Here is a 23,936-nt window from a genome sequence, read left to right on the forward strand (position 1 = left end):
AATAAACTTCAGAATTAAAAGTATTTATAGTCCAATTAACACCTAGAAATTATGATTAAAAAAAGTGTGCTAATAGTAATAATGCTGTTTAGTGTCTATTCCTTTTCACAAACGTCTGAAACAGAAATTATAAGAACGAGTGCTTCTCATGATTCTGATACGATAGGAGTTTCAGAACATTCAACTTCAGTTGTAGTTGTTAGAGGACCTTATATCCAGAATGGAACACCTACAAGTGTGATACTAAAATGGAGGACAGATAAAGCCACAGAATCTGTTGTACATTATGGAACAACACCAGATGCATTACAAGAAAGCGTAACCCAAGCCGACTTAAAAATGGATCATGAGATCACCTTAACAGGGTTAGAGCCTATGACCAAATATTATTTTAATGTTGGTAATAAAAAGGAAGTTTTATCCGAAAGCGTTAACGGCGATATGTATGTCGTTACTTCGCCTATCGCAGGAACAAGTCAATTTGTTCGTGCATGGATTATAGGCGATCCCGGAACTGCAAATGATAATCAAAGACAAGTAAGGGATGCATATTATAACTATGTTGAATTGGATACTGTGCATGAAGATAAAACGGATCTGCTATTGTTTTTAGGAGATAATGCTTACAATACGGGAACGGATTTAGAATATCAAAATGCATTTTTTAATGTATATAACGATATATTTAAAAAAGTGGTTTCATGGTCTTGTTTAGGAAATCACGATGGCGAGTCTTCTGATTCTAAAACGCAATCCGGACCTTATTTCGATATATTTAGTTTTCCTACTAAAGGGGAAGCAGGAGGAACCGCTTCCGGAACAGAGGCATATTACTCGTTCGATTATGCTAATATTCATTTTATCATTTTAGACTCTCATCATTCCAGTCGTGAAGTAGGAGGTAGCCAATACAATTGGGCTAAGACAGATATTCAGAATACCACACAAGATTGGATTGTTACTTTATTCCATCATCCAGCTTATTCTAAAGGATCGCACGATTCTGATTACGAAGGACGTCTTATTGATATGCGAGAAAACATAATGCCCATGTTAGAAGCTAACGGCGTAGATCTTGTTTTAAATGGACATAGTCATTCTTACGAGCGTTCTTATTTTTTAAATGGTCATCATGGGTTTTCTAATACATTCAATTCAGACGAGATTAAAAAAGGAGGACATACAGTTGGAAAAACGGGATATGGAGATGGTAAACCAAATGGAGATGGTGCTTACACAAAAGCTATCGACGCTGCCGTAGGTACCGTTTACATTACTACCGGTTCTGCAGGACAAGTGTCTGGAGGAGATTTAAATCACCAAGCGATGTTTGTGTCTTTAAATGAATTGGGATCCTGTGTAATGGAGATTGAAAATGATGGTAAAGGTGGTCAAAATTTGAACCTAAAATTTTTAAGAGAAACAGGTGAGATAGATGATTATTTCACCATAAACAAGACGGATATATTACTTGAACAAAATAACAAAAGCTCTGTTTTAATACCTGTAAATGATATGCTAAATCTTAAAATATCGGACGATGAACGCCTTAAAAAAGTGGAGTTTTATAATAATCTTGGAAAAAAAGTGAAAAAGAGTAAAGATGAATCTGTAAATGTAAGTGGTTTAATTAGTGGTACTTATGTTGTGAAAATTAAAACTAATAAAAAAACAGTTTACAAATCTGTTCTGATCGATTAAAGAGCTTAGAAGTTATTCTTAATATAAATTTTTGTTAGATAACAACACCTATTTAAAGTAAAAACAGATCAAAAAAAACTACAACACATTGTTATGATTAGTAATAGAAATAAGTGTTTACATTTCCTTCTTAAAAGAAATTTAGCACTACTTACATGTTTACTTCTTTCCTTACAAGTTTTGGCACATGGAGATTTATCGGTGCGGATAGAAAATAAAACACAAGAGATATTAAAAGAACCAGACAATTTTAAATTGTATCACGAACGTGGTATGTTATACCAGCAACATATAGAATACGATAAAGCTATAGACGATTATTTGAAATCTGAGGCTTTAGGAAATACACAAAAAGTCTTAAAATATCATATGGCTGAAGTGTATTATCTCACCGAAAATTATAGTGAAGCTTTAACACATATTACGGCTTGTTTGGACAAGGAAAGTACCGATGTGAAATCGAAAAAGTTAGAGGCTCAAATATTATTTAATTTAAAGGCATATAAGCAATCATTAGTCGCTTACCAATATGTTATGAATACTATGGAAGATCTTCGTCCAGAAGATATAATTGAGTACACCGATATTATTCTTGCAGAAAACAATAAAAATTATGATGATGCTTTAAAGGCTATTGAATTCGGATTAAAACAGTTGGGAGCAAATACCTTATCACTTCAACTCAAAAAGCTAGATTATTTAAAAGCCTCTAATGCTTTAGAACAAGCCATACAGCAGTACGATTACTTCATTCTTGAATATACTAGAAAAGAATTTTGGTATTTCAAAAAAGCTCAATATTTAGTAGAGCATAATAAAAATCAAGAAGCTATAATTTCATTAAAATTAGCAACCATGTCTATACAGCAATTGGATGCTAAATTTAAAAATATGGCTTCAATACTTGAATTAAAAGAAGATATAAAAAACTTAGAAGAATCAATTAATTAAAAGAAATTATGATTAAAAAATATACATTAATGATGATGATGGTACTGTTATCAGTATGTTCATTTTCACAAACCATTACCTTAGATATTCCAATTAGTTCCAGTGGCGGTTCTGCCGAAGAAGCTTTTAGCGACGATGGCTATGTAAGTACGTCGAGCTCCGATTTAGAATTTTATCATGATGGTGCTACAGAACAAATAATAGGTCTGTATTTTGACAGTATAGATATACCAAATAATGCCATCATTACAAATGCTTATATACAATTTGAAGTCGATGAAGAAGGTGCTGGAGATGTCACTGTAAGTATTACTGCCGATGCTAGTGATAACGCTACACCTCTTGGTGCAAATGGAGATTTCGGTTTGTCGGTAAGACCATCCACAGCGTCAACCGTAAATTGGGCTATACCAAGTTGGGTAGGGCAAAAAGGAAATATTTCAGAAGACCAAAGAACCCCAAATATTAGCAGTATAATTACAGAAATTACGTCTAGAAGTGGTTGGTCTGCTGGAAATAGTATGGCTTTTTTGTTTTCTGGAGTTTCAAGAACAGATGGCGCGTGGCGAGAAGCTTCAAGTCATGCATCAGGCACACCTAAGCTTCATGTAGAGTATACGCCAGTGCCTTCAGAAATTAATATTTCGAAAATCGATGTATCTATTAGCTCTCAGGGCGGTTCTGCAGAAGAAGCTTACGGAGGTAGCGGATACGTAAGTACTATTAGTTCTGACTTAGAATTATATTATGATGGCTCTACCGAACAAGTTATTGGTCTTCATTTTGAAAATATCGAGCTTCCAAAAGATGCATCAATTACCAAGGCTTATATTCAATTTGAAGTCGATGAAAACGGTGCAGGAGATGTAACAGTAAATATTAAAGGAGATGCTAGTGATAACGCTACTTATCTTGGAACTAACGGGAACTTTGGTCTTTCGGGCAGAGCTACAACCAATGCTAATATTATTTGGGACATACCAAGTTGGGAAGGGCAAAAAGGCCAGGCCACAGTCAACCAGAGAACTCCAGATATTAGTTCTATACTTACAGAGATTACATCCAGAAATGGTTGGTCTGTAGGTAATAATATGGCATTCATTTTTAGCGGGATATCAAGATCTGAAGGCGCTTGGAGAGAGGCCTCAAGCTTTTCAAACGGTAAACCTTCTATACATATAGAATATGTTACTCCTCCTAATGAAATACATGTAACAGGTAATAATACAGCTATAATTAATGGGGATACGACGCCTAATATTTCAAATTATACACAATTTCCAAACGGAGGGATTAATCAGTGGCTTACCAGGACATATAGCATTAAAAACGTAGGTAAAGCAGATTTAAATTTAATAGGAAATCCATTGGTTTCAATTAGTGGAGACGCAGAGTTTACCGTATTAAAACAGCCAAGTTCTTCCGTTATAGAAGAAGGAGAATCTTTGGAATTTGTTATCAAGTACGCTCCAACTTCTGCCGAAACAAATCAAGCTACAGTTAAGATCGCAAATGATGATTCTGATGAAAGTGCGTATACTTTTAATATACAAGGTACAGGAGTAATTGCAGTCATTGCATTAGATATTTTGGGAAATTCGACATCTATAGTAAACGGAGATTCGACACCCGATAGCTTAGATCATACAGATTTTGGGGAGGTCTATACGTATATAGGTGAAACCCAAAATTATACTATAAAAAATACAGGTAATAGTATGATTACCATATCTTCAATTCAAAGTAGTAATTCAGATTTTATTATAAATAGTAGTGACAGTACAGTTAATGTTGGAGAATCAATATCTTTCGGAGTTACATTAATTCCAACAACTTTAAACCACTACGCATCTATCATCACAATTAATTGTAATGTGCCTGGTGAAAACGCGTTTACTTTTAATGTCCATGGAGAAGGAACAGACCCTGTTTTTCCATCAGAAATTAAAGAAGGTGATGCTTGGTTTTATTCGAGTAACGGTGGCGATCAAGGCACAGCCTGGAGAACTCTAACTTTTGATCAAAGTCATTGGGAAGAGGCTATAACCGAAATTGGTTACGGTGATGGTGATGAAGTTACAAATATTGGCCAGCCAGAATCGCCAAGACCAATTACTACATATTTCAGAAAATTTATAGATATCCCAGATGTTTCTATGTTTAACAGTATCGATCTAGAAGCAGTTAGAGACGACGGTATTGTTGTTTATATTAATGATGTTGAGGTTTGGAGAAATAATATGCCAGAAGAAGGACTAATTACTTATAATGATGTTGCTTTAACTGGTATTAGTGGTTCAGATGAAAGTGTTTGGAACTATCGTAGTGTTTCATCTACGGCTTTAAAAAATGGTGTGAACATTATTGCTGTAGAAATACATCAAGAGGATGCTATGAGTTCTGATATTAGTTTTGATTTTAAATTGGTGCCAAGCGAAAATGCTGTTTCGGCTCCACCAACGCTTGTAGAAAGAGGGCCTTATTTACAAAGCGGATCGCCAACAAGTGTGGTTGTAAAGTGGAGAACCGATGTAGAAACCGCATCGGTTGTAAATTATGGAACTGAATTGGATAATTTGTATCTGAACGAAACAAACGCGATTTTAACCACGGAACACGAGGTTAAATTAACAGGACTAGAACCAAATACAAAGTATTATTTCAATATTGCTAATCAATCGGTTGTTGTGGCCGAAAGTGTAATTGGCGAAATGTTTGTAAAAACAGCGCCTGTTGCGGGTACAGATCAATTTGTACGTGCATGGATTTTAGGGGATGCAGGAACGGGAAGCGTTAATCAACGGAATGTAAGGGATGCTTATTATAATTATGTGTCTCAAACTGCAACTCATGCAGACCAAACAGATATGATGTTGTTTTTAGGAGATAATGCGTATAGTAATGGAACCGATGCCGAACATCAGTCCTACTTTTTTGATGTGTATGATGATATGCTGAAAAAATCTGTAGCTTGGTCCTGTTTAGGGAATCATGATGGTTATACTTCAGATTTGCAGACACAGTCAGGACCTTATTATGATATATTCACCTTCCCTACAGCAGGAGAAGCAGGAGGAATTGCTTCTGGAACAGAGGCGTATTATTCTTTTGATTATGCTAACATCCATTTTATAGTATTAGATTCTCATCAATCTAGTCGTGAGGTAGGAGGCAGTCAGTATAATTGGGCTTTAACCGATATTCAGAATACCACACAAGATTGGATAGTTGCCCTATTCCATCACCCCGCTTACTCTAAAGGATCACATGATTCTGATTATGAAGGGCGATTGATTGATATGCGAGAAAATTTTATGCCAATATTAGAAGCTAATGGTGTAGATCTTGTTTTAAACGGACATAGCCACTCTTACGAACGCTCTTATTTTATAAATGGTCATCAAGGTTTCTCTAATACTTTTAATCCTAATAACATTACAAATGGCGGACATACAGTAGGGCAGAATGGCGTTGGAGACGGTAAAACCGACAGTGATGGAGCTTACAAAAAAGCAATAGATGCTGCAGAAGGAACGGTATACATAACCACAGGATCTGCAGGACAAATCTCAGGAGGAGATTTAAATCATCAAGCCATGTCTGTATCCTTAAATCAACTTGGTTCTTGTGTTATGGAAATTGAAGATGATGGTAATGGCGGACAAAATCTTAATGTAAAGTTTATTAGAGATAATGGAGATATTGATGACTATTTCACTGTTAATAAAACAGGAGTAACACTTGAGATAGATGAAGAAGAATCTTTCGAAAAAAGTATAAAAATATTCCCTGTTCCAGCTAATGAGTTACTTAATATTAAAATGAATCCAGCTGAAAAATTAGAGTTAGCAAAAATATATAATAGTATAGGAGAGCTAATTTTGGAAACTAGTCGTGAAACAATTAATGTTAGCAAATTGGCTACAGGGATGTACGTCATAGAAATTAAAAGTGATAAAAACACATATTACAAATCGATTGTTATCGAATAAACACCTTGTTTAGTTTAATGTTAAAGCCTCAATAGAATACCCTTTTTTGTTTATTCTTATTGGGGTTTTAAACATTATTTACCGTGAGAAAAGAGGTTTAAAAATAATAATTATTAAACTAAAATAGTTGAAAATGAAAAAAGGAAGTGTTTTAGTGCTAACTGTTGTGATTTGTTTTATACTGTTATCTGGGAAAAATAATGAGAGGCCTTACCAATCAATTATGGTTACGAAAAAGGTAGAGGAATCTTATCAAATAAATTTTTTAAATTTTCAGAAAGAAGTAGATAAGTTAGAGAACCTTACGACGTTTGAAAGGAGTAAAGATGTATTTCTTTCTATTAAAAAGCAAGTTTTAAACACCCGATTAGCCTATAAAGAAATTGAGTTTATTTTTGATTATTATCAGACGCCATATAACGGGACATTTATTAATGGCGCACCTTTACCTAAAATAAGTGAATATTTTGATGAAGGAAATGTCATAGAACCTGGTGGTTTACAAGCTTTAGACGAAGCCGTTTATGAAGATTATAGTTTAGAGAATTTTAATCATATTAAAGTATTAGCTAAAGATCTTAAAGAACACGTAGATCATGTTTCAGAAATTCATTTGCCTATTAGGTTAAAGTCCAGTCAAATAATAGAGTGTATAAGATCAGGGCTTGTCAGAGTTTTTACCCTAGGCGTTACAGGTTTTGATACCCCAGGATCGGTAAATGGAATCACCGAGAGTTATATTAGTTTTAAACGGATGAGAAAAACATTCATGACGTTTGAAGCAGGAATATATCCCGAGGCAAGGCCAAAATTTAAATCTATTGTCAACCTATTTTTAGAAGGAGAAGAGCTATTAAAATCTAATGATAATTTTAATGAATTTAATAGACTAACATTTTTAAAGCATATTATAAACCCATTATATGCAGAATTATTAGAATTTCAGAATTTAAATAATATAAGGTTAGAACCGTATAAAAAGCATGCACAAAATTATCAAGCAAAAAACCTATTTGATATCGATTTTCTGAATACTAATTTTTACTCAGAGTTAGTTTATTTGCCTTTAGACAACGATAAAACCATTTATTTAGGAAAATTGTTGTTTGAAGATCCTCAATTATCTGGTAATCATAAAATGTCGTGTTTAAGCTGTCATAATCCCAAGAAAGGATTTAGTGATGGCCTACCAAAAAGCTTGTCGAATAAGGAAGGTTTCACCACATTAAGAAATTCGCCTAGTTTATTAAATGTCGGCTACTCTACGCGATACTTTTGGGATATGCGTGCATCTAATCTTGAAACGCAAGTTGGACATGTTATAAATAATAAGCTTGAATTCAATACAGATTTTGATGCAATTATTGAGAAACTAAATAAAGATTCTAAATATTTAAAGCTGTTTAAAGACGCTTATGCAGGAATTAGTGAAAAAGATATTAATCAAAGATCAATAAGTAATGCTATTGCGGCTTATGTAAATTCTTTAAAATCATTCAATAGTACATTTGATAAATATGTACGTAACGAAATTAAAGATTATCCGCAGAGTGCTAAACGAGGATTTAATTTGTTTATGGGAAAAGGAGCTTGCGGTAGTTGTCATTTTGCGCCTGTATTTAATGGATCTGTACCACCTTTTTATTTAGATTCAGAATCTGAAGTATTAGGGATTACTCAAGGTTTTGATTCTATCAATCCGAAGCTGGATTTAGATCTGGGAAGAATAGCTAATGGTATTCAAATAGATAAATTCTCTCATTTCAAAAATTCATTTAAAACGGTTTCTGTTAGAAACGTAGCTTTAACAGCACCCTATATGCATAATGGATCATTTAAAACATTAGAAGATGTTTTAGAATTCTATAATTTAGGTGGTGGTGCAGGCATGGGATTGGATGTTGACAATCAAACCCTGTCTAAAGAGCCATTACTATTATCAAAACAAGAAATTAAAGATATAATTGCTTTTCTAAAAACCCTTACGGATCCTACAGGATTTGTAGTTGAGAAAAAAGGATCATTTATTTCTCACTAAATCTATTTTTTTGTTTTAAGACGCTTATGTTTTATCTATATTTGAAATCGTTTTATTCACTCTATATCCGAAAAATTTTAATTTAGCTTATGAAAAAAATATGCATGTATTTAGCCTTTATCGTGTTATTATGTAGTCACGATATGTATCTTAAATTTGACTCTTATTTTTTAAAACCAAATACGTCGGTATCTGTTAAATTATTCAACGGAACATTTCAAAAGAGTGAAAATGTAATTGATCGCAACCGCATGACAGATGTTAGTTTGGTTGGGAATGGTGTTCGAACTCATGTTGGAGAAGCACAATGGAGAGAAAAAGACAGTGTAACCATTTTAGATTTTAAAACAGGTGAAGCCGGTACATGGGTAGCAGGTTTATCTACAGCTCCTCGAGTAATTGATATGTCCGCAGAAGATTTTAACGGTTACTTAGAGCATGATGGTGTGGTAGATATGTTAGCATGGCGTCGGGAAAACGATGCTCTTGGTTTGGATGCATCAGAACAATATTCTAAATATGTTAAAGCTATTTTTCAGGTTGGTGATAAAACTTCAGATGATTGGAAAACCGTCTTAGGATATCCACTTGAATTTATTCCTTTAAGTAATCCATATAGTTTAAATACTGGAGACGAGCTTCAGGTTAAACTACTTTCTAAAGGAAAACCTTTAGTGAACCAATTGGTTTATGCGAATTACATTGCTAGTAAAGATGGCCATAGTCATACTGAACCTCATAGTCATGATGGTGGCGAAATCCATACACATCAGCAAGATCATGATAGTATAGACGAAACAGGACACAGTCATGGAGAGGGCGCAGCGCCTCATCAGCATACTAGCGGAAATCAACTTCGAACAGATGAAAACGGAATCATTACCGTTAAACTTGCAGCCGATGGTATCTGGTATTTGCGTACTATTAATTTAGTGCATTCTGAAGCCCCTGGATTGACTCATGAATCTAATTGGTCTACGTTAACCTTTGAAGTCGTACACGGACATGATGAGTCTGAACACACGCACCTAGATCATGAAGACGATGGTATTCCTTCGTATGTCTTTTGGTTGGGTAGCTTTGTGGTTGTTTTTGGTTTGTTTTTTATGTTTAACAGGAAGAAAAATTAGATGGGTAGATTTACATTTAAAAGTCTAGTTAGTTTAACATGTTTGTTTTTTCCCGTTGTTCTGTTTGCTCATGGTGTTAGTGATTCCGATCAGGCCATTTTAAATAACGGCGGTCTTTTATCTTATATTTTTGTAGGTGCCAAACACATGGTTACGGGCTACGACCACTTGTTGTTTTTAGCGGGTGTAATATTCTATTTAAGTAATTTTAGAGATATTGTTCGCTTTATCACCGTGTTTACAATAGGGCATAGTATAACACTAATAGGAGCAACATATCTAGGAATTACGGCAAACGAACATTTAATAGATGCCGTAATTGCTTTAAGTGTGTTGTACAAAGGTTTTGAAAATTTGGGTGGTTTCGAAAAAGTGTTTAAAGTAAAATCTCCAAACCTACTACTCATGGTGCTTATCTTTGGATTGATTCATGGCTTCGGATTATCGACGCGATTACAATCTTTCGACGTTGGAAAAGAGCAGTTTTTAGCCAAAATTATTTGTTTTAACATAGGTGTAGAAGTGGGGCAGATTTTGGCCTTAATTCCAATTGTATTTTTAATTACAAGATGGAAAAAAATGAAAAGTTACACAGCCTTTTATAAAGCGACTAACACTTATTTAATAATAGCTGGAATCGGATTGTTTATATATCAATTATATGGCTATTTTAATGCACATTAGATATCAAATAACAAGTCCATTTTAAGAAAAAAAGATTCTAATGAAACCGTTTATTTTTATACTTGTTTTATTTATGCTCTTTAAGCCGGTTTGGCTGTTGGTCGAATACGTGGCCAATTACGACTATATCGTAGAAAAATTATGCGAAAATAGAGACAAGCCCAAACTGCAGTGTAATGGAAAGTGTTACTTAGCAAAACGGATTTCTGAGACTTCCGAACACGGAGAAAAGTCGTCGCTTTGGAATGAACTTTCAAAGTTTGAAATTGAAATGATTCATTTTAAAGAGACGCATAAACTACCTGTATTATATTTCCAATCTACTAAAAAGTATTACAAGTGGAACACACCATGTATTGGTGACTTGTTTGCTTTAGATCTTTTACAACCACCTCAAGTTCTTCTCCAAAAAATAGTTTAAAGCGCTCTTAATTACTTCCATGTATTCAAAGCGCAACCAATACCTAAATTTTTTTTACTTAATACGGACTAAGATTTTAGCATTGGCTGGATCTTCTAGTGAACACGAAGATATCTGCCTAATAAGTCTATAATACGATTAAAATCGAAGTCATTTTAACCTAATATTATATGAATATATTTCGCATGTACATGGGACAAAAATTCCATAAAGCATCATATTTAAAACATAGTATGCTGGTGTTGCTACTTTGTTTTTCAGCTTCAGCTGTCAGCTCCAATACACTGACAAATCGAACTGACATAATTCAACAAAATACAATTTCAGGACAAGTACTGAGCAATATTGGTGCATCGTTGCCAGGTGCTAATATTGTAGAAAAAGGAACATCTAACGGCACTTTAACCGATTTCGATGGGAATTTCACGCTCACAGTCGGCGCCAATGCTACTTTGGTGGTGTCATATATTGGATTTGTTACTCAGGAAATAGCTATCGATACAAGACAAAACCTAAGCATTACACTGTTAGAAGATCCAACGGGTTTAGATGAAGTGGTAGTCACGGCTTATGGAAGTTCTAATAAACGCAGTTTTACCGGTTCGGCAACCAAAGTTTCTAACGAGACCTTAACGCGTACAGCTTCGGCAAGTTTCGAAACCGCATTGCAAGGTAATGTGTCTGGAGTAAATGTATTTACCACGGGACAACCGGGAGGAAGCTCGAGTATGCAGATTAGAGGTGTGGGTTCTATTAACGGACTTACACAGCCATTATATGTTTTAGATGGTGTGGTGATTAATACCGATAATAATTCCAGAATTGGAGGTAGTGGCGCTGTAAATAATGTAAATCCGCTGTCTACTATGAATTCAGAAGATATTGCGAGTATAACGGTACTTAAAGATGCGGCGGCGGCGTCTTTATACGGTTCTCGAGCGGCCAATGGTGTGGTGGTTATTACCACTAAAAAGGGTGAAAACGGAGAGACTGAACTTACTTTTAATACCGAATTTGGTCTTTCTCGAAATTTAACTGAAGAAGAAACAATTTCTAATGAACAGTTTAAAGATTTGTGGCAAGAAGGTCAGTTAAACCAATATATTCAGAATAATGAAAACGGCGAGTTTAGTCGTGTGTATGCCGATACCGATTTGTATACCAACTATCAAAATATAGCAAAAAGTGATTACGAATCTATTTACGGTACAACCAATGCGAATTCAGATTGGTTAGATGCCATTTACCGAACCGGGTCGATTCAAAAATATGGACTTTCGGCGCGTGGCGGGAATGAAAAGACTACATTTTACATTTCTGGAGATTATTTAGACCAAGAAGGAACCATTATAAAATCGGATTTTAAACGCTATTCCGGACGCATCAATCTAGAAAATAAAGCAAAAGATTGGCTTAATGTAGGCGTTAACTTATCAATCTCTAAAACCGAACGGAATACCGGACAATACGACGGTACTTATGCTGGCGGATTAAATCCATTGTATATGGCTCGTGTTTTACCTCAAGCGGCACCGATTTACGATGAGAATGGTTACCAAGGTTACGCAAATCTTCCAAATGATATCGAAAAAAACGCAAACCCTATTGGCGTTATAGAAGTTGGACAATACTTAAATAATGAATTTAGAGTACGAGGAGATGCTTTTGCAGAAATTCAAATTCTTAAAAATTTAAAGTTTAAATCTACTTTCGGAATCGATCATCAATCTTTAGAAGAATCACTTTACGATAATAAAGAATTTGGTGCTGGTGGTGGTGTATGGAATGGTGTTTTGTATGTTTCTCAAGGGGAAGTGTTTCAGCATACCGTTTCCAATTTACTTACTTATAATAAACAAATTAATAAGCATGGTTTTGATGGTTTACTCGGTTTCGAATCACAGGTCTCTAAAATGAAATCTATCCGAAATTCAGGTTACGATATTTTAGATAGCGAACTATTGTCTTCGAGTAGTATTGGATCCTTATGGTCATGGACAGGGTATTCAGAGAATTATTCTTTACTGTCTTATTTTTCTAGATTTAACTATAATTTCGATCAGAAATACTTTGTAGATGCGAGTTTTCGTCGCGATGGTTCGTCTCGATTCGGAAAAGATACCCGTTGGGGAGATTTCTGGTCGGTGTCTGCCGGATGGATTCTTACAGAAGAAGACTTTATGGATATAGAGGCCATAAATTACCTGAAACTTAGAAGTAGTTATGGAACCAACGGAAATTTACCATCCGAGTACTACGCGTCTTTAGCGTTTTTTAATACCGATGGAAAAGGATACGGTGGCGAGTCTGGATTATCTTATGGCCAATTGGCTAATCCCGATTTATCTTGGGAGTTAAGTCATAATTTTAATATTGGAGTTGACGCCGTTTTATGGAACAAAATAAATATCACAGTAGAATATTTCTCAAAACAGACTAAAGACCTTTTAATGAATATTCCTGTAACGGCAACCACTGGTTTTAGTAATCAGTTACAAAATTATGGTGAGATGAAAAATTCAGGATGGGAATTAGATTTTGGATATACGCCAATTTCTACTGCTTCCTTCTCTTGGAACACCAAATTAAATCTAACTATGCTTAATAACGAAGTCACCGACTTAAAAGCAGATTTAATTCCGAGTTACGATTCAAGCTACGGTCAAGATCCTACCATAATTAAAGTGGGCGAAAGTTTAAATTCGTTTTATTTAAGAGACTATGCCGGAGTTAATAGTACCAACGGAATGGCCGAGTATTATGTGTTAGAAGATGGTGTGCGTACAGGCGAATTAACAACCAATGCCGAAGAGGCTGGATTTGGTATTTTTGGTAGTGCGTTTCAAGACGTGCAGGGTGGTTTTCATAATCAGTTGGTTTATAAAAATATAAGTTTAGACTTTCTGTTTACGTTTGGAGTAGGCGGTAAGGCTTACGATCGTACGGCTTTTAAAAGAGACGATGACGGATTTTCTCCACAGTTTACCAATACAACCGCGCAATTAAATCCTTGGAATCCGAATAATACCGATTCTAATGTGCCGATTAGAATTAACGGAAATACTAGTTTTTCTAACGATGTGTCTACAAGACATTTATACGATGCAGATTATCTGAAATTAAGAAATATTAAACTGAGTTATAATTTTTCGAAAAGTCAATTACTTCAAGGCGGATCGATTTATATACAAGGCGATAATTTGTTTCTGTTCACCGAATTAAATGATTATGATCCTGAAGCCATTGCTAATGGTGTAAACTTTTTTCAAACGCCAACAGCATCTAGCTTAATACTAGGGTTACAAATAAAAATTTAAAAGAGATAAAATGAAATATTTAAATAATATAAAAGTAATGGTTGCGGTTGCATTACTCTTCGCACTTCAAAGCTGTAGCGAAGATGTACTAACACAAACGCCGGACCATGTGATTTCTGAAGATTTAGTAATTAATTCTGTAGAAAAATTACAAAGTCTATTAACCGGATCTTATAACGAAATTTCTGATGGTGCTTACTTGGGCCGCATTTTGTACAAACGTGCAGCTGTGAAAAGTCCAAACTTTAGATTTGTAAAAACCATTTACAATCCTAGAGATTACGAACAAACCGAGTATAAATACGAAGAAAGTAGCAATAATAATGGTAGTGCAGAAGACTTATGGTTGCAGTGTTTTAAGACTATAGGAAATCTAAATTTAATTCTAGATAACATTGATACAGCCGAAGGTGACGATACCGATAGAGTCCAAATTAAAGCGCAAGCACTTGCGCTTCGAGGTATGGTGTATTTCGATTTGGCAAGAACCTTCTCGTATCCTTATATAAAAGAAGGTGGAGAAGCGCAGGGCATGCCATTAAAATTAAGTGCGACAGAAATTGTGATTGATCGTAGTAGTTTAGAAGCAACTTACGAACAGATTATTACAGATTTAAATTTAAGTTTAACGGTTATTGCAGACGATACGTGGACTGTAGGAAGTACAAAGTACATCACAAAAACTGGAATACATGCCCTATTGGCACGAATATATTTGTACAAGCAAGATTGGGAAAATGCGTTATTATTTGCTGAAAAGGTTTTAGCTGTTAAAGGTGAATCCGATCTTATGGATGTGAATTCTTACGTGTTTAATGATTATACGAGTGAGTCTCTTTTTGAAATAAGTATTGATAATGAAAACTCTGTAGGGAGTAATGGTTTAGGCGCTCAGTTTGATTATCGTGATGGCGGACAAGGAGATGTTATTGCGACCCAGGCATTTATCGATTTATTAAATGTATATGAAGGTGATCCAAGAGCAACCCTTTTAACCGAAGATAAAGAGGGTACAACAGCGGCTTTTGTTAAGTACATTAATAGAGACGGAGGCTCTGGTCTTAGTATTCATAATATACCCGTAATTAGACTTTCGGAGATTTATTTAATTGCAGCAGAAGCTTGTGCGCATGGTGCGACTGGAGGAGAGGCTCAAGCTTTAATCTATTTAAATACCTTAATTAATAAGCGCACTACAAATTTTGAAACGTCTAAAGCTACAGAATCAGGGAGCGCGCTTAAAGTGCGAATTTTTGAAGAGCGTAATCGTGAATTAGCTCTAGAAGGACATGGGGTTTACGATTATATTAGAACAGGAACCGATATTACACGATTAGAACGTGATCATGTAAATACTGGTTTAAACTCTAATAATTTAAATATATCGGCAACGTCTCCAAAAACCATTTATCCCATCCCAGCTAGTGAAATTGAAGCTTCTGGTATGGCGCAAACTATAGGCTATTAATACAGGCTTAGAAGCATTTAAATAAAAAGCGGCAGAGTATAACTCTGCCGTTTTTTTGTTTTTAACGGTTTTGTATAACCGTCTGTTACGGGTTAATATGCGTTAATTTTCGATTTAGCATAGACTTTAGCAATTCCGAGTGGATTCGGACGTAGTCGAATCCGCTGTAATTGCGGTTATACATTGTTGTGCGTAGTATTTTTATTCCTTACATATTATGCCGTCTTGCGAAATTTTTTGTCCGTCATTTGTTGTCATAGTTGCTGTATAATACAGACACTTATTTTCAATTTTTGTTTTCGAGACAACAATTCCGTTATTGTCATTTACCCATTTTTTTCCTTCTTCCAATTCCGATTTTGAAGAGTCATAAGTCAGTCGGTAAGTACAGTCGTCGATCCACTCAATTATTTCATATTCAGGATTTCCGTTTCCAATTCCGTTTTTCCATTCTATTTGAGTTCCTATTTCTCGGATTACAATATATTTTTTTATCGTTTTATCTCTTTCAGGTGAAAATTCCGAAATACTATCATTTTCAACGATTGTATATTTTGCCATTTCAGGCGTTTCAGGAATATAAAATTGTCCGATTTTAAAGTCTTCACAAGTCAGTTCCTGCGCATTGATTTTAAGTCCGAATAGCAGAAATATTCCAATTAAATATATAGTTTTTTTCATTCAGCGTTTTGTTTGTCAATATTATGCACAACTTAAGGATATGTACTGTTTTAAAACTGTTCGATAGGAACAAATACCGTTTTAATAGTTGGTATATCGTTCGCGATGGAGGTCCATGCAAAGTACATATTATCTCCTTTTTATTGCATTTGTGGAAATCCAGTTTTTCTAGAATCATTTAATGCGCTAATGCTAATAGGCATAGATTTTACTCCCGATTTATTTACTTTCATGGCTTTTAAATACGTAGTGTTGTCCTCTGTTTCCATCCAACTTACAATGGCCTGTTCATGATCTATAAGTTCAATATCTACACGGCCTAATACAGCGGCATCACTTATAATAATAGGTTCTGAAAATTCTGCACCACCATTTTCAGAAAATACAAGTTTTACTAAAGGCGTACTGTGTGCTGCAGTAAACCAAGCCACTGCCACAGTATTATCTATAGCATCTACTTTTGGTCCGTTAACAGGACATCCATTTATTTGCCACCCATCGTTATGAATAAATTGGGGTTCGGTCCATGTTCCATTTGTATATCTTGTAATTGCAATATCTCTTATTTCTTCATCTGTTCGATCTCTATAAAGTACAATTGGTCCTTGGCTTGTAATTGCCGCTGTAGTTTGGCAACAACTACATGTTTTTCCGTCTAAAAGTATTTGATTACTAATTACACCGTCTTGAGATACTTCTGCCGCTCTAATAGACATATTCCCATTATGATTCATATGTTCCCCTTCATGATCCATAGCCATATCTCGTCCGTCTAACCACGTCACAAAAAATGAATTCTCTTTTAGTGGTAATACGGTAACAAAACCATGTTCCGTTTTGGTGCCATCTGTATGCAAAGGTAATTCTGTTTGCCAGTCCGATGCGTCTTCAGAAAGTAGGTTTAGTTTAATATCGTACGCGAATGTGTCTTCCGAGGATTTCTTTAAAAAATGACTTAATAGCGTGCCGTTGTTTGCTGTAATCGATGGATAGTCCGCCCAATTTACAAACCAATTGGTTCCTGTAATAATGGTTTTTGGAGTGACCCATTTTTGGTTAATTAAACTAGAATAATTAAACTGTGTAGTACTATCATTAATACGTGTTACCCAAGATAGCATCAAACTATTGTGGTTAGATGTAAGATGTGGTAGCTCACTTTTTATATCGCCAGGGAAATCTATTGCGTGTACAATTTTATCTTCTTTTTTATGCTGTACAGGTTTCTTTTTATTGGAATTACAAGATAAAAATAAGGTGACTAAAATAAGTAGATTAAGCGATTTCATTTGTTTTATTTATTTGAATTCTTTAAGTTTTTCAATGGTATTGGAGGAGTTCCAGTTGTATTTTCCTTCTATCTTTCCTGCTTTCTCTCCCTTTTCATTATAAATAAAAGTTGTGGGAAGTGCATAAATTTTTAACTCGGCGAGGTTGCCGGTATATTGTATATAATCTAAATCGAAACCATGCTGTACTTTAAAAGCTTCTATCTCTTTTACAGATTCATTAGATACAAGAATGGTCATATAATCTTGTGTCTCTAGATCTGATTTAGCACGTTCTAGTGTATGCATTTCTTCTACACAAGGTTTACAGCGTGTAGACCAAAAATTAAGCAACAGCTTTTTGCCTTTGTAATCTTCCAAGTAAACTGGATTCCCATTTAAATCTCTATAATGCGTTGTGATTAATTCAGGACTTAAAGAGGCTTCAGTTTGATTAGAATTTCCTATTACCTTTTTTTTAGGAGATTGACAGGAGCACACCAATATCAGTGATGTACTTAAAACTCCCAAGAGCCATTTCATATTTTTTTAATTGAATATGGTAAAACTAATAAAATTTAGTGGCTATAGTAAAAAATGTTTTTAGTCTTTTAAAAATAAAGGATAAGAATACGTTTAGAAAATTGAGGCTTACCGCTAACTGTTCTGTTTTTCTCTTTGTTCAGCTAATTGATATTTAAATATCACTGAAAACGGTTAGAAAAAATTAAACGTATTGGTTCAACTTTGTATGAAACTAAAATATGTAATTATGGATTTTAAAACAATGTTACAATTCCCTGTATTAGATACTAATCAGGTTATAAATATACTTCAAGACATAGCAGATATAGAAAGAAAAGAAGACCGACCACGTATGCCTAAAGTGACTATTTGCACACATGGAGACAGTGCTTCTGGTTTTTTTGTAAACTATGATGCCGAGAAAAAGGTGGTGCTTTTATGTGATATTTACGATCGTGATGCACAGTTTCAATATATTCAAGTGCATAGTATCTCTTCCATATCGTTTAGCAATGTAAATAAATATGGCTATCTTTTATCTGATGGTAAAATTCCGTTTACACCAGATCCTAGTGAAATCCCTACAGTACTTCAGCTTAAAAAAGATATTAAAGCGTTAGAGTTAGAAGTGCAAACGGCATTGGACAAAGAAATTTATATAGCGTTTAAATACGATGGCACTCCAGAAGATCTGGATAAGTATTATGCTTCAAAAGTATTATCGTTACTAAAGGAAACACTTTCTAAGATCGCTTCAGATCATTTAGCAAAAGAAGCGTTTACAGCTGCAATTTCAACAGTAGAATTTACTTTAGGTAATAAAAACACATCTACTTTAAATAAAAACGGTGTTGTTCTTACTATAGATACAACTAAAGGATTAAAAAGCTATCCTAAAGCCACAACATTACAAAGTTTAATAGAAAAAGGACTTTAAACCATCACTTAAAAATTAAGATCATGACAGAATTAAATGTAATTCAGCGTATAGAATTAATAATTAAAAAAGACGAACATACCGAAGAGCTATTTAAGCTTTCACAATGTGACTACAGTTTTTCCTCTACGTATTATCCGAACGAAGAACAAGAAAGAGGGGTAGATGTAAATTTATCCGGAGCGATGAGAAACGAGATGAGTACGCTATTTTTAGAATGGTTATCTCACAAACCAGGTGACTGGTCTGGGAGTTTAAAAATTTATTATCAGAATCAAGAGCAACCTGTTGTAAGTTTTGTGTTTGATAATGCTATAATTCATAATTACAGTCAATCATTTTCAGAGAACAACGTACAGTCTCAAGATTATTACTTTAATGCAATTTTAACTGGTGTCGTTTTAAACGATGTAAAACTAAATTAAGCACAATATATCATCATAGAAAAAGCCTTTAAGATACATGTCTTAAAGGCTTTTTTATGTCAATTTTTAGAGTGATTTCAAAATTATTCAGGCAAACAAAAAGGGAAAGCGTATTAAGCTTTCCCTTTTTGTTCGGTTTAGATTAGTCTTTACAATTGCGTAATACTATAAGTTATTTTCTAAATATTCACGGATGGTTAAGTCTATAAAATAACCACTGTGATGACCACCCCAACATGCTGTTAAAGAAAATATACCATCTTCTAATTTTAATTCTTTGTTTGCTTCGGCACCTTCATTCGGAATGCAGTATACTTCAATAGAATTTACACTTTCTGCCATAGCTTCTTTTCCCATATCGTCTTTACAAACCAATTTTATACCATCAGTAAGACGTTGTAAACATACGCTTGGTACAAATTTTATAAAATCCATTTCAAACGTATCCCAGTTAATGTTAATTGGTAATTCTTTACCAACAATCTCATTAATTTCTTTTTGGTACGCTCCTAAATATTGATCTTCTATAGATTTAGCTGCTCTTTTTTCTTGTAATCCCATGATTTGAGGTTTTTTTGTTTAATTATTTCCTCAAAGATATTGTAACCCATTGGCGGAAAAACACCGTCTTTACGGGAATATTTAAACTCACGGAATTCAGTGAGGGCTTAGCATGAATATTGCGCTACATTTATATGATAGACTAGAGTATTATGAAGATTACAATTTTATCTGTTATTTGCATTTTAATTGTCCTGCTTATAGTTGCAGGTTGTGCGAATTATATCGGGATACCTAAAAAAAAAGCGGTTCAAAATTTAGAAGACTATCTGCAACAAAAATATGATGGTAAACTTGGCTTTAGCGATTTAACACTGTTTTTTAACGCGGCAACCATGGATCCTAATATGTACGGCATGCTTATTTATGATAAGGAGATTCCTGAAATAGCATTTTATACGCACCTTAATCTGAAACATATATTAGAAAACGATACCCTACCCATGTATCCTAGTTCTGATAATATGACGGTAGATGATTTGTACAAAGACGCTGTAATACGTTATGAAACGAGACAAACTGTTAAAGCCGATTTTAAAGATGAAATTCCTGAAATAACTTTTGCAACAGAATCTATTGAGCTGAATTTTAATGACGATGTAAAACCTGAAGTCTTAGAAGATGTGATACCACGTTTTATAGATCGGTTAAATCAATCTTATGAAACGTTAAACACAGGTTATCAGTTTCGTTTACTCGTTAAAACTGCTAGTCATCCTGATGGTTTTTTAATCATCCCGTTAGATATTGAAGATAGTAAACGGATCCAGAACCCTATGTTTTTATCCGAAAAGGCGAAGGGGTTTGAAAGTTTAAAAACCATGGTTTTTAAACATATACATGCTAAATTGAAAGTGCCGTATCCATATTTTAAAACGACTGAAAACAGCAAAATTTATATGGATAAATCCACTTTATCTAGAGGGGCTTGGATACAATATTTAGAAGATAAGCGCATTGTAAATAACGGAAATGGTAAATGGAAAAACCCGCAAACAGGAATTTATGTGGTGTACTTTGATTTAGATACTAAATTTATATATCGCGGCGAGTTATTAACCGACGAGAATGATACCACGTCGTATAGTGAAGAATTAAAACAAATTATAAGTACTATAGAAGCGGAGGGTATTAGAACTAAATAATGCGCGTTGCTTTTAAGTTTTGGATAAAAAAAAGAGACTTTAAATTTTAAAGTCTCTTTTTGTATTAGTCAAATAAACCAGATTCTATGGCATATTTAACGGCTCCTGTTGTGGTTTTAGAGCCTGTTTTTAACAGAATATTTTTTCTATGCGTCTCTACGGTATTCACCGAAATAAATAATTTTTCTGAAATTTCTTTAGAAGTTAATTCGTCTCCCAACAGGGACAAAACCTCTTTTTCGCGAGGCGACAATTCTATGTTTTTATATTTTTTACGTTCAAAAACACTTTCCATATAGCGTTGTTTAATCACCTCGGAGAAATACTGTTCGTTGCCTAAAACTGTGCGTACTGCTTTTTGTAATTCCTCTTTACTGGTAAATTTAGGCACAAATCCATCGGCACCTTTCTGAATCACTTTATGCACCGTTCTGTGATTATCTAACATGCTTAACATAATAATTTTAACATGACTGTACTTCTTTTTAATTTCGGTAAGCAATTCAATACCATCCATTTTTGGCATGCTAATATCACTTATTATTAAACCAATTTCAAACTGATTAAGTAAGCGAACCACTTGTTTGCCTTCGGTGGCCAAATGCACGTCGCCAATTTCTTCCATGTCGCTTAAAATGGTATTAATACCTTCAAGAAACATTAAGTGATCGTCTGCTATTATGATGTTTATTTTATTCATAATTATTATTTTAGAGGAATATCTATGGTAATAGACGTTCCATGTCCAGGACTACTATCAATGTCTAAAGAACCTTCTACTTTTTGTAAACGTTCTTTAATATTTCGGAGTCCAATTCCATGTTTTTTACCTTTCTGAAAGCCTTTACCATCATCATTAATAACAATGTTTAAATGATCGGTATGTCGCGTAAGCTGTACATCGACGTGAGAGGCTTCGGCATGTTTTAAAATATTATTAATTAATTCTTGTACAATGCGGTAAGCATCGGCTAAGATATCTTGTGGTAACTGATCGATATCTTCTTCGGGGAAGAAATACGTCTTAATGTCTATGTCTGATTTTTGAGTAATCTGACTAATGAAATCACTTAAAAAACTCGTAAATCCAATTTTAGAAAAGGGTAGTGGATGTAGCTGATGCGACAAACTACGTACATCGATACACGCATTGTTTATGGCATTAGAAATACGCTTAGACTGCGATTTGTCTTCGTGATTTTCGGCATAATGCTCAAAAGCAATCCGTATTCCGGCCAAATCACTTCCAATACCATCGTGAATTTCTCTAGCAAACCGTTCGCGTTCTTGGTCCTGACCTTCTTGATAACGCTCAATAACAGATAATTTATGATCGTTCATCATCTGATTAATCTTTTGTTTTGCGTTTTCTTCTTGCTGAATACCCAACTCTTTTTGCACTCGTAAACGCTGAATGTATAATAATCTCAGCACAATTAAGGTTAGTAATACCAGTATAAATCCTATGATAAACACATTTCTAATGAGGCGCTGACGTTTCACTTTAAGTTCTGCTTTTTGCAATTCGGCATCACTTAATTTTTGTTCTTTTTCAAGGAGTTGTATGCGCGCCCCTTTTAATTGCGTTTCGTAACGCTCTTGAATATTGGCTACATATTTTTCTTTATCTAAAGCATTCTGATCTTCTATGGTTGCCACGCCTTTTTGATAAAATTCTAATGCTTTTTTATAATTACCGTCATCTTGATACAGTTGTGAAAGGTTTTTATAAATATTAGAATTGTATCTAATTAACGATTGTTCTTCACCTATAGATAAGGCTTTTTGAAAATATTTTATGGCCTCTTTTGTATGTCCTAATTTAGATTCGCAAAGTCCCAAATCGTTTAACACTATAGTAATGTCCGAAGTGAAATTTAACTCTTCTAAAAGGACCAATGTTTTCTTAAGTGCAATTACAGCCTCTTCGCAACGGCCTTCTTCCACAAGCATCTGAGAAAGGTTAATGTTTACATAAGCGACAACGGCTTTATTACCTTCTTTTTCTCTATATCCTAAAACCGTTTGGTAATGTGTTCGTGCCTGATCAAATTTCCCTTCTTCCTTTAAAATATTAGCAAAATTAAATAAGGTCGTAAGCACACCATCGTCATCTCCAATTTCACGATACAGATTTGCCGCACGATCTAGGTTTTCTGCCGCTTTTTTATATTCTTCTTGCAGGAGATATAATGTGGCTATATTTTGATACGCATTGGCTTCTTGAACTTGATTCTCTGTCTGTTTAGAATACTTTAAACATTGCATAAAATTATCGATCGCTTTGGGATATTCTCCTAAGTTTTTATAAGCTAACGCCATTATATTGTAACAGGCTGCTAAACCTTTTTCAATATTGAGCTTATGCAGTAAATCGATAGTTTGAGTGGTATACTTAATCGTATTTTTATAATCCCCAGTAACATTACTTAGATTCCCCAGGGCATAAAGCGCCTGAACTTCTTGAAGACCGATCCCTAATTCTCTGCTTTCTTCGAGCCACGCTGTTGCGGCTTGCTTAGCGATTTGCGGATTAGAATTCAAGTTAATTTGATATTCTAGAGCCAGAGAATCTAGGCGAGGAGTATTTCTCGCCGTTTGCGCTAAAGTGACATGGATTATTCCTAAGAATACCAATGCAAGTAAAATATGATGTTTTGTAATCAGCTTCATTTAAATAAATAGGTAAACT

18 protein-coding genes are annotated in these 23,936 nt (G+C 34.5%); 12 read left to right on the plus strand and 6 right to left on the minus strand.

All coding sequences use genetic code 11. From position 1 onward, the window contains the following. Nucleotides 1-51: 51 nt before the first annotated feature. From AC0UBM_RS01940 to AC0UBM_RS01980, 9 genes are all read left to right on the plus strand, one after another. Nucleotides 52-1,701 carry a metallophosphoesterase gene (locus AC0UBM_RS01940; RefSeq protein WP_475687434.1) on the plus strand — a complete coding sequence of 550 codons (1,650 nt, stop codon included), beginning with the start codon at nucleotides 52-54 and terminating at the stop codon, nucleotides 1,699-1,701. Nucleotides 1,702-1,794: 93 nt separating this feature from the next. After that, nucleotides 1,795-2,652 carry a tetratricopeptide repeat protein gene (locus AC0UBM_RS01945; protein ID WP_434036252.1) on the plus strand — a complete coding sequence of 286 codons (858 nt, stop codon included), beginning with the start codon at nucleotides 1,795-1,797 and terminating at the stop codon, nucleotides 2,650-2,652. Nucleotides 2,653-2,660: 8 nt separating this feature from the next. Beyond that, nucleotides 2,661-6,644, plus strand: coding sequence for a choice-of-anchor D domain-containing protein (locus tag AC0UBM_RS01950; RefSeq protein WP_475687435.1), 3,984 nt, complete (start codon nucleotides 2,661-2,663; stop codon nucleotides 6,642-6,644). 133 nt (nucleotides 6,645-6,777) lie between these two features. Next, nucleotides 6,778-8,682: a cytochrome-c peroxidase gene (locus AC0UBM_RS01955; RefSeq protein WP_475687436.1), complete on the plus strand. Its 1,905-nt coding sequence runs from the start codon at nucleotides 6,778-6,780 to the stop codon at nucleotides 8,680-8,682. An 89-nt stretch (nucleotides 8,683-8,771) separates the two neighbouring features. Then, nucleotides 8,772-9,812 carry a DUF4198 domain-containing protein gene (locus AC0UBM_RS01960; RefSeq protein WP_475687437.1) on the plus strand — a complete coding sequence of 347 codons (1,041 nt, stop codon included), beginning with the start codon at nucleotides 8,772-8,774 and terminating at the stop codon, nucleotides 9,810-9,812. After that, on the plus strand, nucleotides 9,813-10,496 hold the full coding sequence (locus tag AC0UBM_RS01965; RefSeq protein WP_475687438.1) for a HupE/UreJ family protein: 684 nt from the start codon (nucleotides 9,813-9,815) through the stop codon (nucleotides 10,494-10,496). A 40-nt stretch (nucleotides 10,497-10,536) separates the two neighbouring features. After that, nucleotides 10,537-10,917 (plus strand): hypothetical protein, encoded by a 381-nt coding sequence (locus AC0UBM_RS01970; protein WP_475687439.1) that lies wholly within the window; start codon nucleotides 10,537-10,539, stop codon nucleotides 10,915-10,917. Between the two features lie 170 nt (nucleotides 10,918-11,087). Then, on the plus strand, nucleotides 11,088-14,234 hold the full coding sequence (locus AC0UBM_RS01975; RefSeq protein ID WP_475687440.1) for a SusC/RagA family TonB-linked outer membrane protein: 3,147 nt from the start codon (nucleotides 11,088-11,090) through the stop codon (nucleotides 14,232-14,234). 10 nt (nucleotides 14,235-14,244) lie between these two features. Continuing rightward, nucleotides 14,245-15,702, plus strand: a complete 1,458-nt coding sequence (locus AC0UBM_RS01980) for a RagB/SusD family nutrient uptake outer membrane protein (protein ID WP_475687441.1) — start codon at nucleotides 14,245-14,247, stop codon at nucleotides 15,700-15,702. Nucleotides 15,703-15,903: 201 nt separating this feature from the next. On the opposite strand, the gene AC0UBM_RS01985 is transcribed toward AC0UBM_RS01980, so the two are convergent. The 3 genes from AC0UBM_RS01985 to AC0UBM_RS01995 form a co-directional block, all read right to left on the minus strand. After that, nucleotides 15,904-16,383 (minus strand): hypothetical protein, encoded by a 480-nt coding sequence (locus tag AC0UBM_RS01985; protein WP_475687442.1) that lies wholly within the window; start codon nucleotides 16,381-16,383, stop codon nucleotides 15,904-15,906. 140 nt (nucleotides 16,384-16,523) lie between these two features. Continuing rightward, nucleotides 16,524-17,672 carry a hypothetical protein gene (locus AC0UBM_RS01990; protein WP_475687443.1) on the minus strand — a complete coding sequence of 383 codons (1,149 nt, stop codon included), beginning with the start codon at nucleotides 17,670-17,672 and terminating at the stop codon, nucleotides 16,524-16,526. Nucleotides 17,673-17,681: 9 nt separating this feature from the next. Next, complete coding sequence (locus AC0UBM_RS01995) at nucleotides 17,682-18,194, minus strand: peroxiredoxin family protein (protein ID WP_475687444.1); 513 nt, start codon at nucleotides 18,192-18,194, stop codon at nucleotides 17,682-17,684. A 229-nt stretch (nucleotides 18,195-18,423) separates the two neighbouring features. Between AC0UBM_RS01995 and AC0UBM_RS02000 the strand changes: the two genes are divergently transcribed. Further along, complete coding sequence (locus AC0UBM_RS02000) at nucleotides 18,424-19,113, plus strand: hypothetical protein (protein WP_475687445.1); 690 nt, start codon at nucleotides 18,424-18,426, stop codon at nucleotides 19,111-19,113. 23 nt (nucleotides 19,114-19,136) lie between these two features. Then, entirely contained in the window at nucleotides 19,137-19,538 is a 402-nt protein-coding gene (locus tag AC0UBM_RS02005) for a hypothetical protein (protein WP_475687446.1), read from the plus strand. 165 nt (nucleotides 19,539-19,703) lie between these two features. Here the strand turns inward: AC0UBM_RS02005 and AC0UBM_RS02010 are convergent, their stop codons facing one another. Continuing rightward, nucleotides 19,704-20,099 (minus strand): hypothetical protein, encoded by a 396-nt coding sequence (locus AC0UBM_RS02010; protein WP_475687447.1) that lies wholly within the window; start codon nucleotides 20,097-20,099, stop codon nucleotides 19,704-19,706. Between the two features lie 152 nt (nucleotides 20,100-20,251). On the opposite strand from AC0UBM_RS02010, the gene AC0UBM_RS02015 reads away from it, so the two are divergent. Then, a complete protein-coding gene (locus AC0UBM_RS02015; protein ID WP_475687448.1) occupies nucleotides 20,252-21,244 on the plus strand; it encodes a hypothetical protein in 993 nt (330 codons plus the stop codon). Between the two features lie 64 nt (nucleotides 21,245-21,308). Here the strand turns inward: AC0UBM_RS02015 and AC0UBM_RS02020 are convergent, their stop codons facing one another. Beyond that, a complete protein-coding gene (locus AC0UBM_RS02020) occupies nucleotides 21,309-21,944 on the minus strand; it encodes a response regulator (protein WP_475687449.1) in 636 nt (211 codons plus the stop codon). A 5-nt stretch (nucleotides 21,945-21,949) separates the two neighbouring features. Next, entirely contained in the window at nucleotides 21,950-23,917 is a 1,968-nt protein-coding gene (locus tag AC0UBM_RS02025; protein WP_475687450.1) for a tetratricopeptide repeat-containing sensor histidine kinase, read from the minus strand. Nucleotides 23,918-23,936: the final 19 nt, after the last annotated feature.

It is taken from the genome of Formosa sp. F44 (assembly GCF_056238645.1).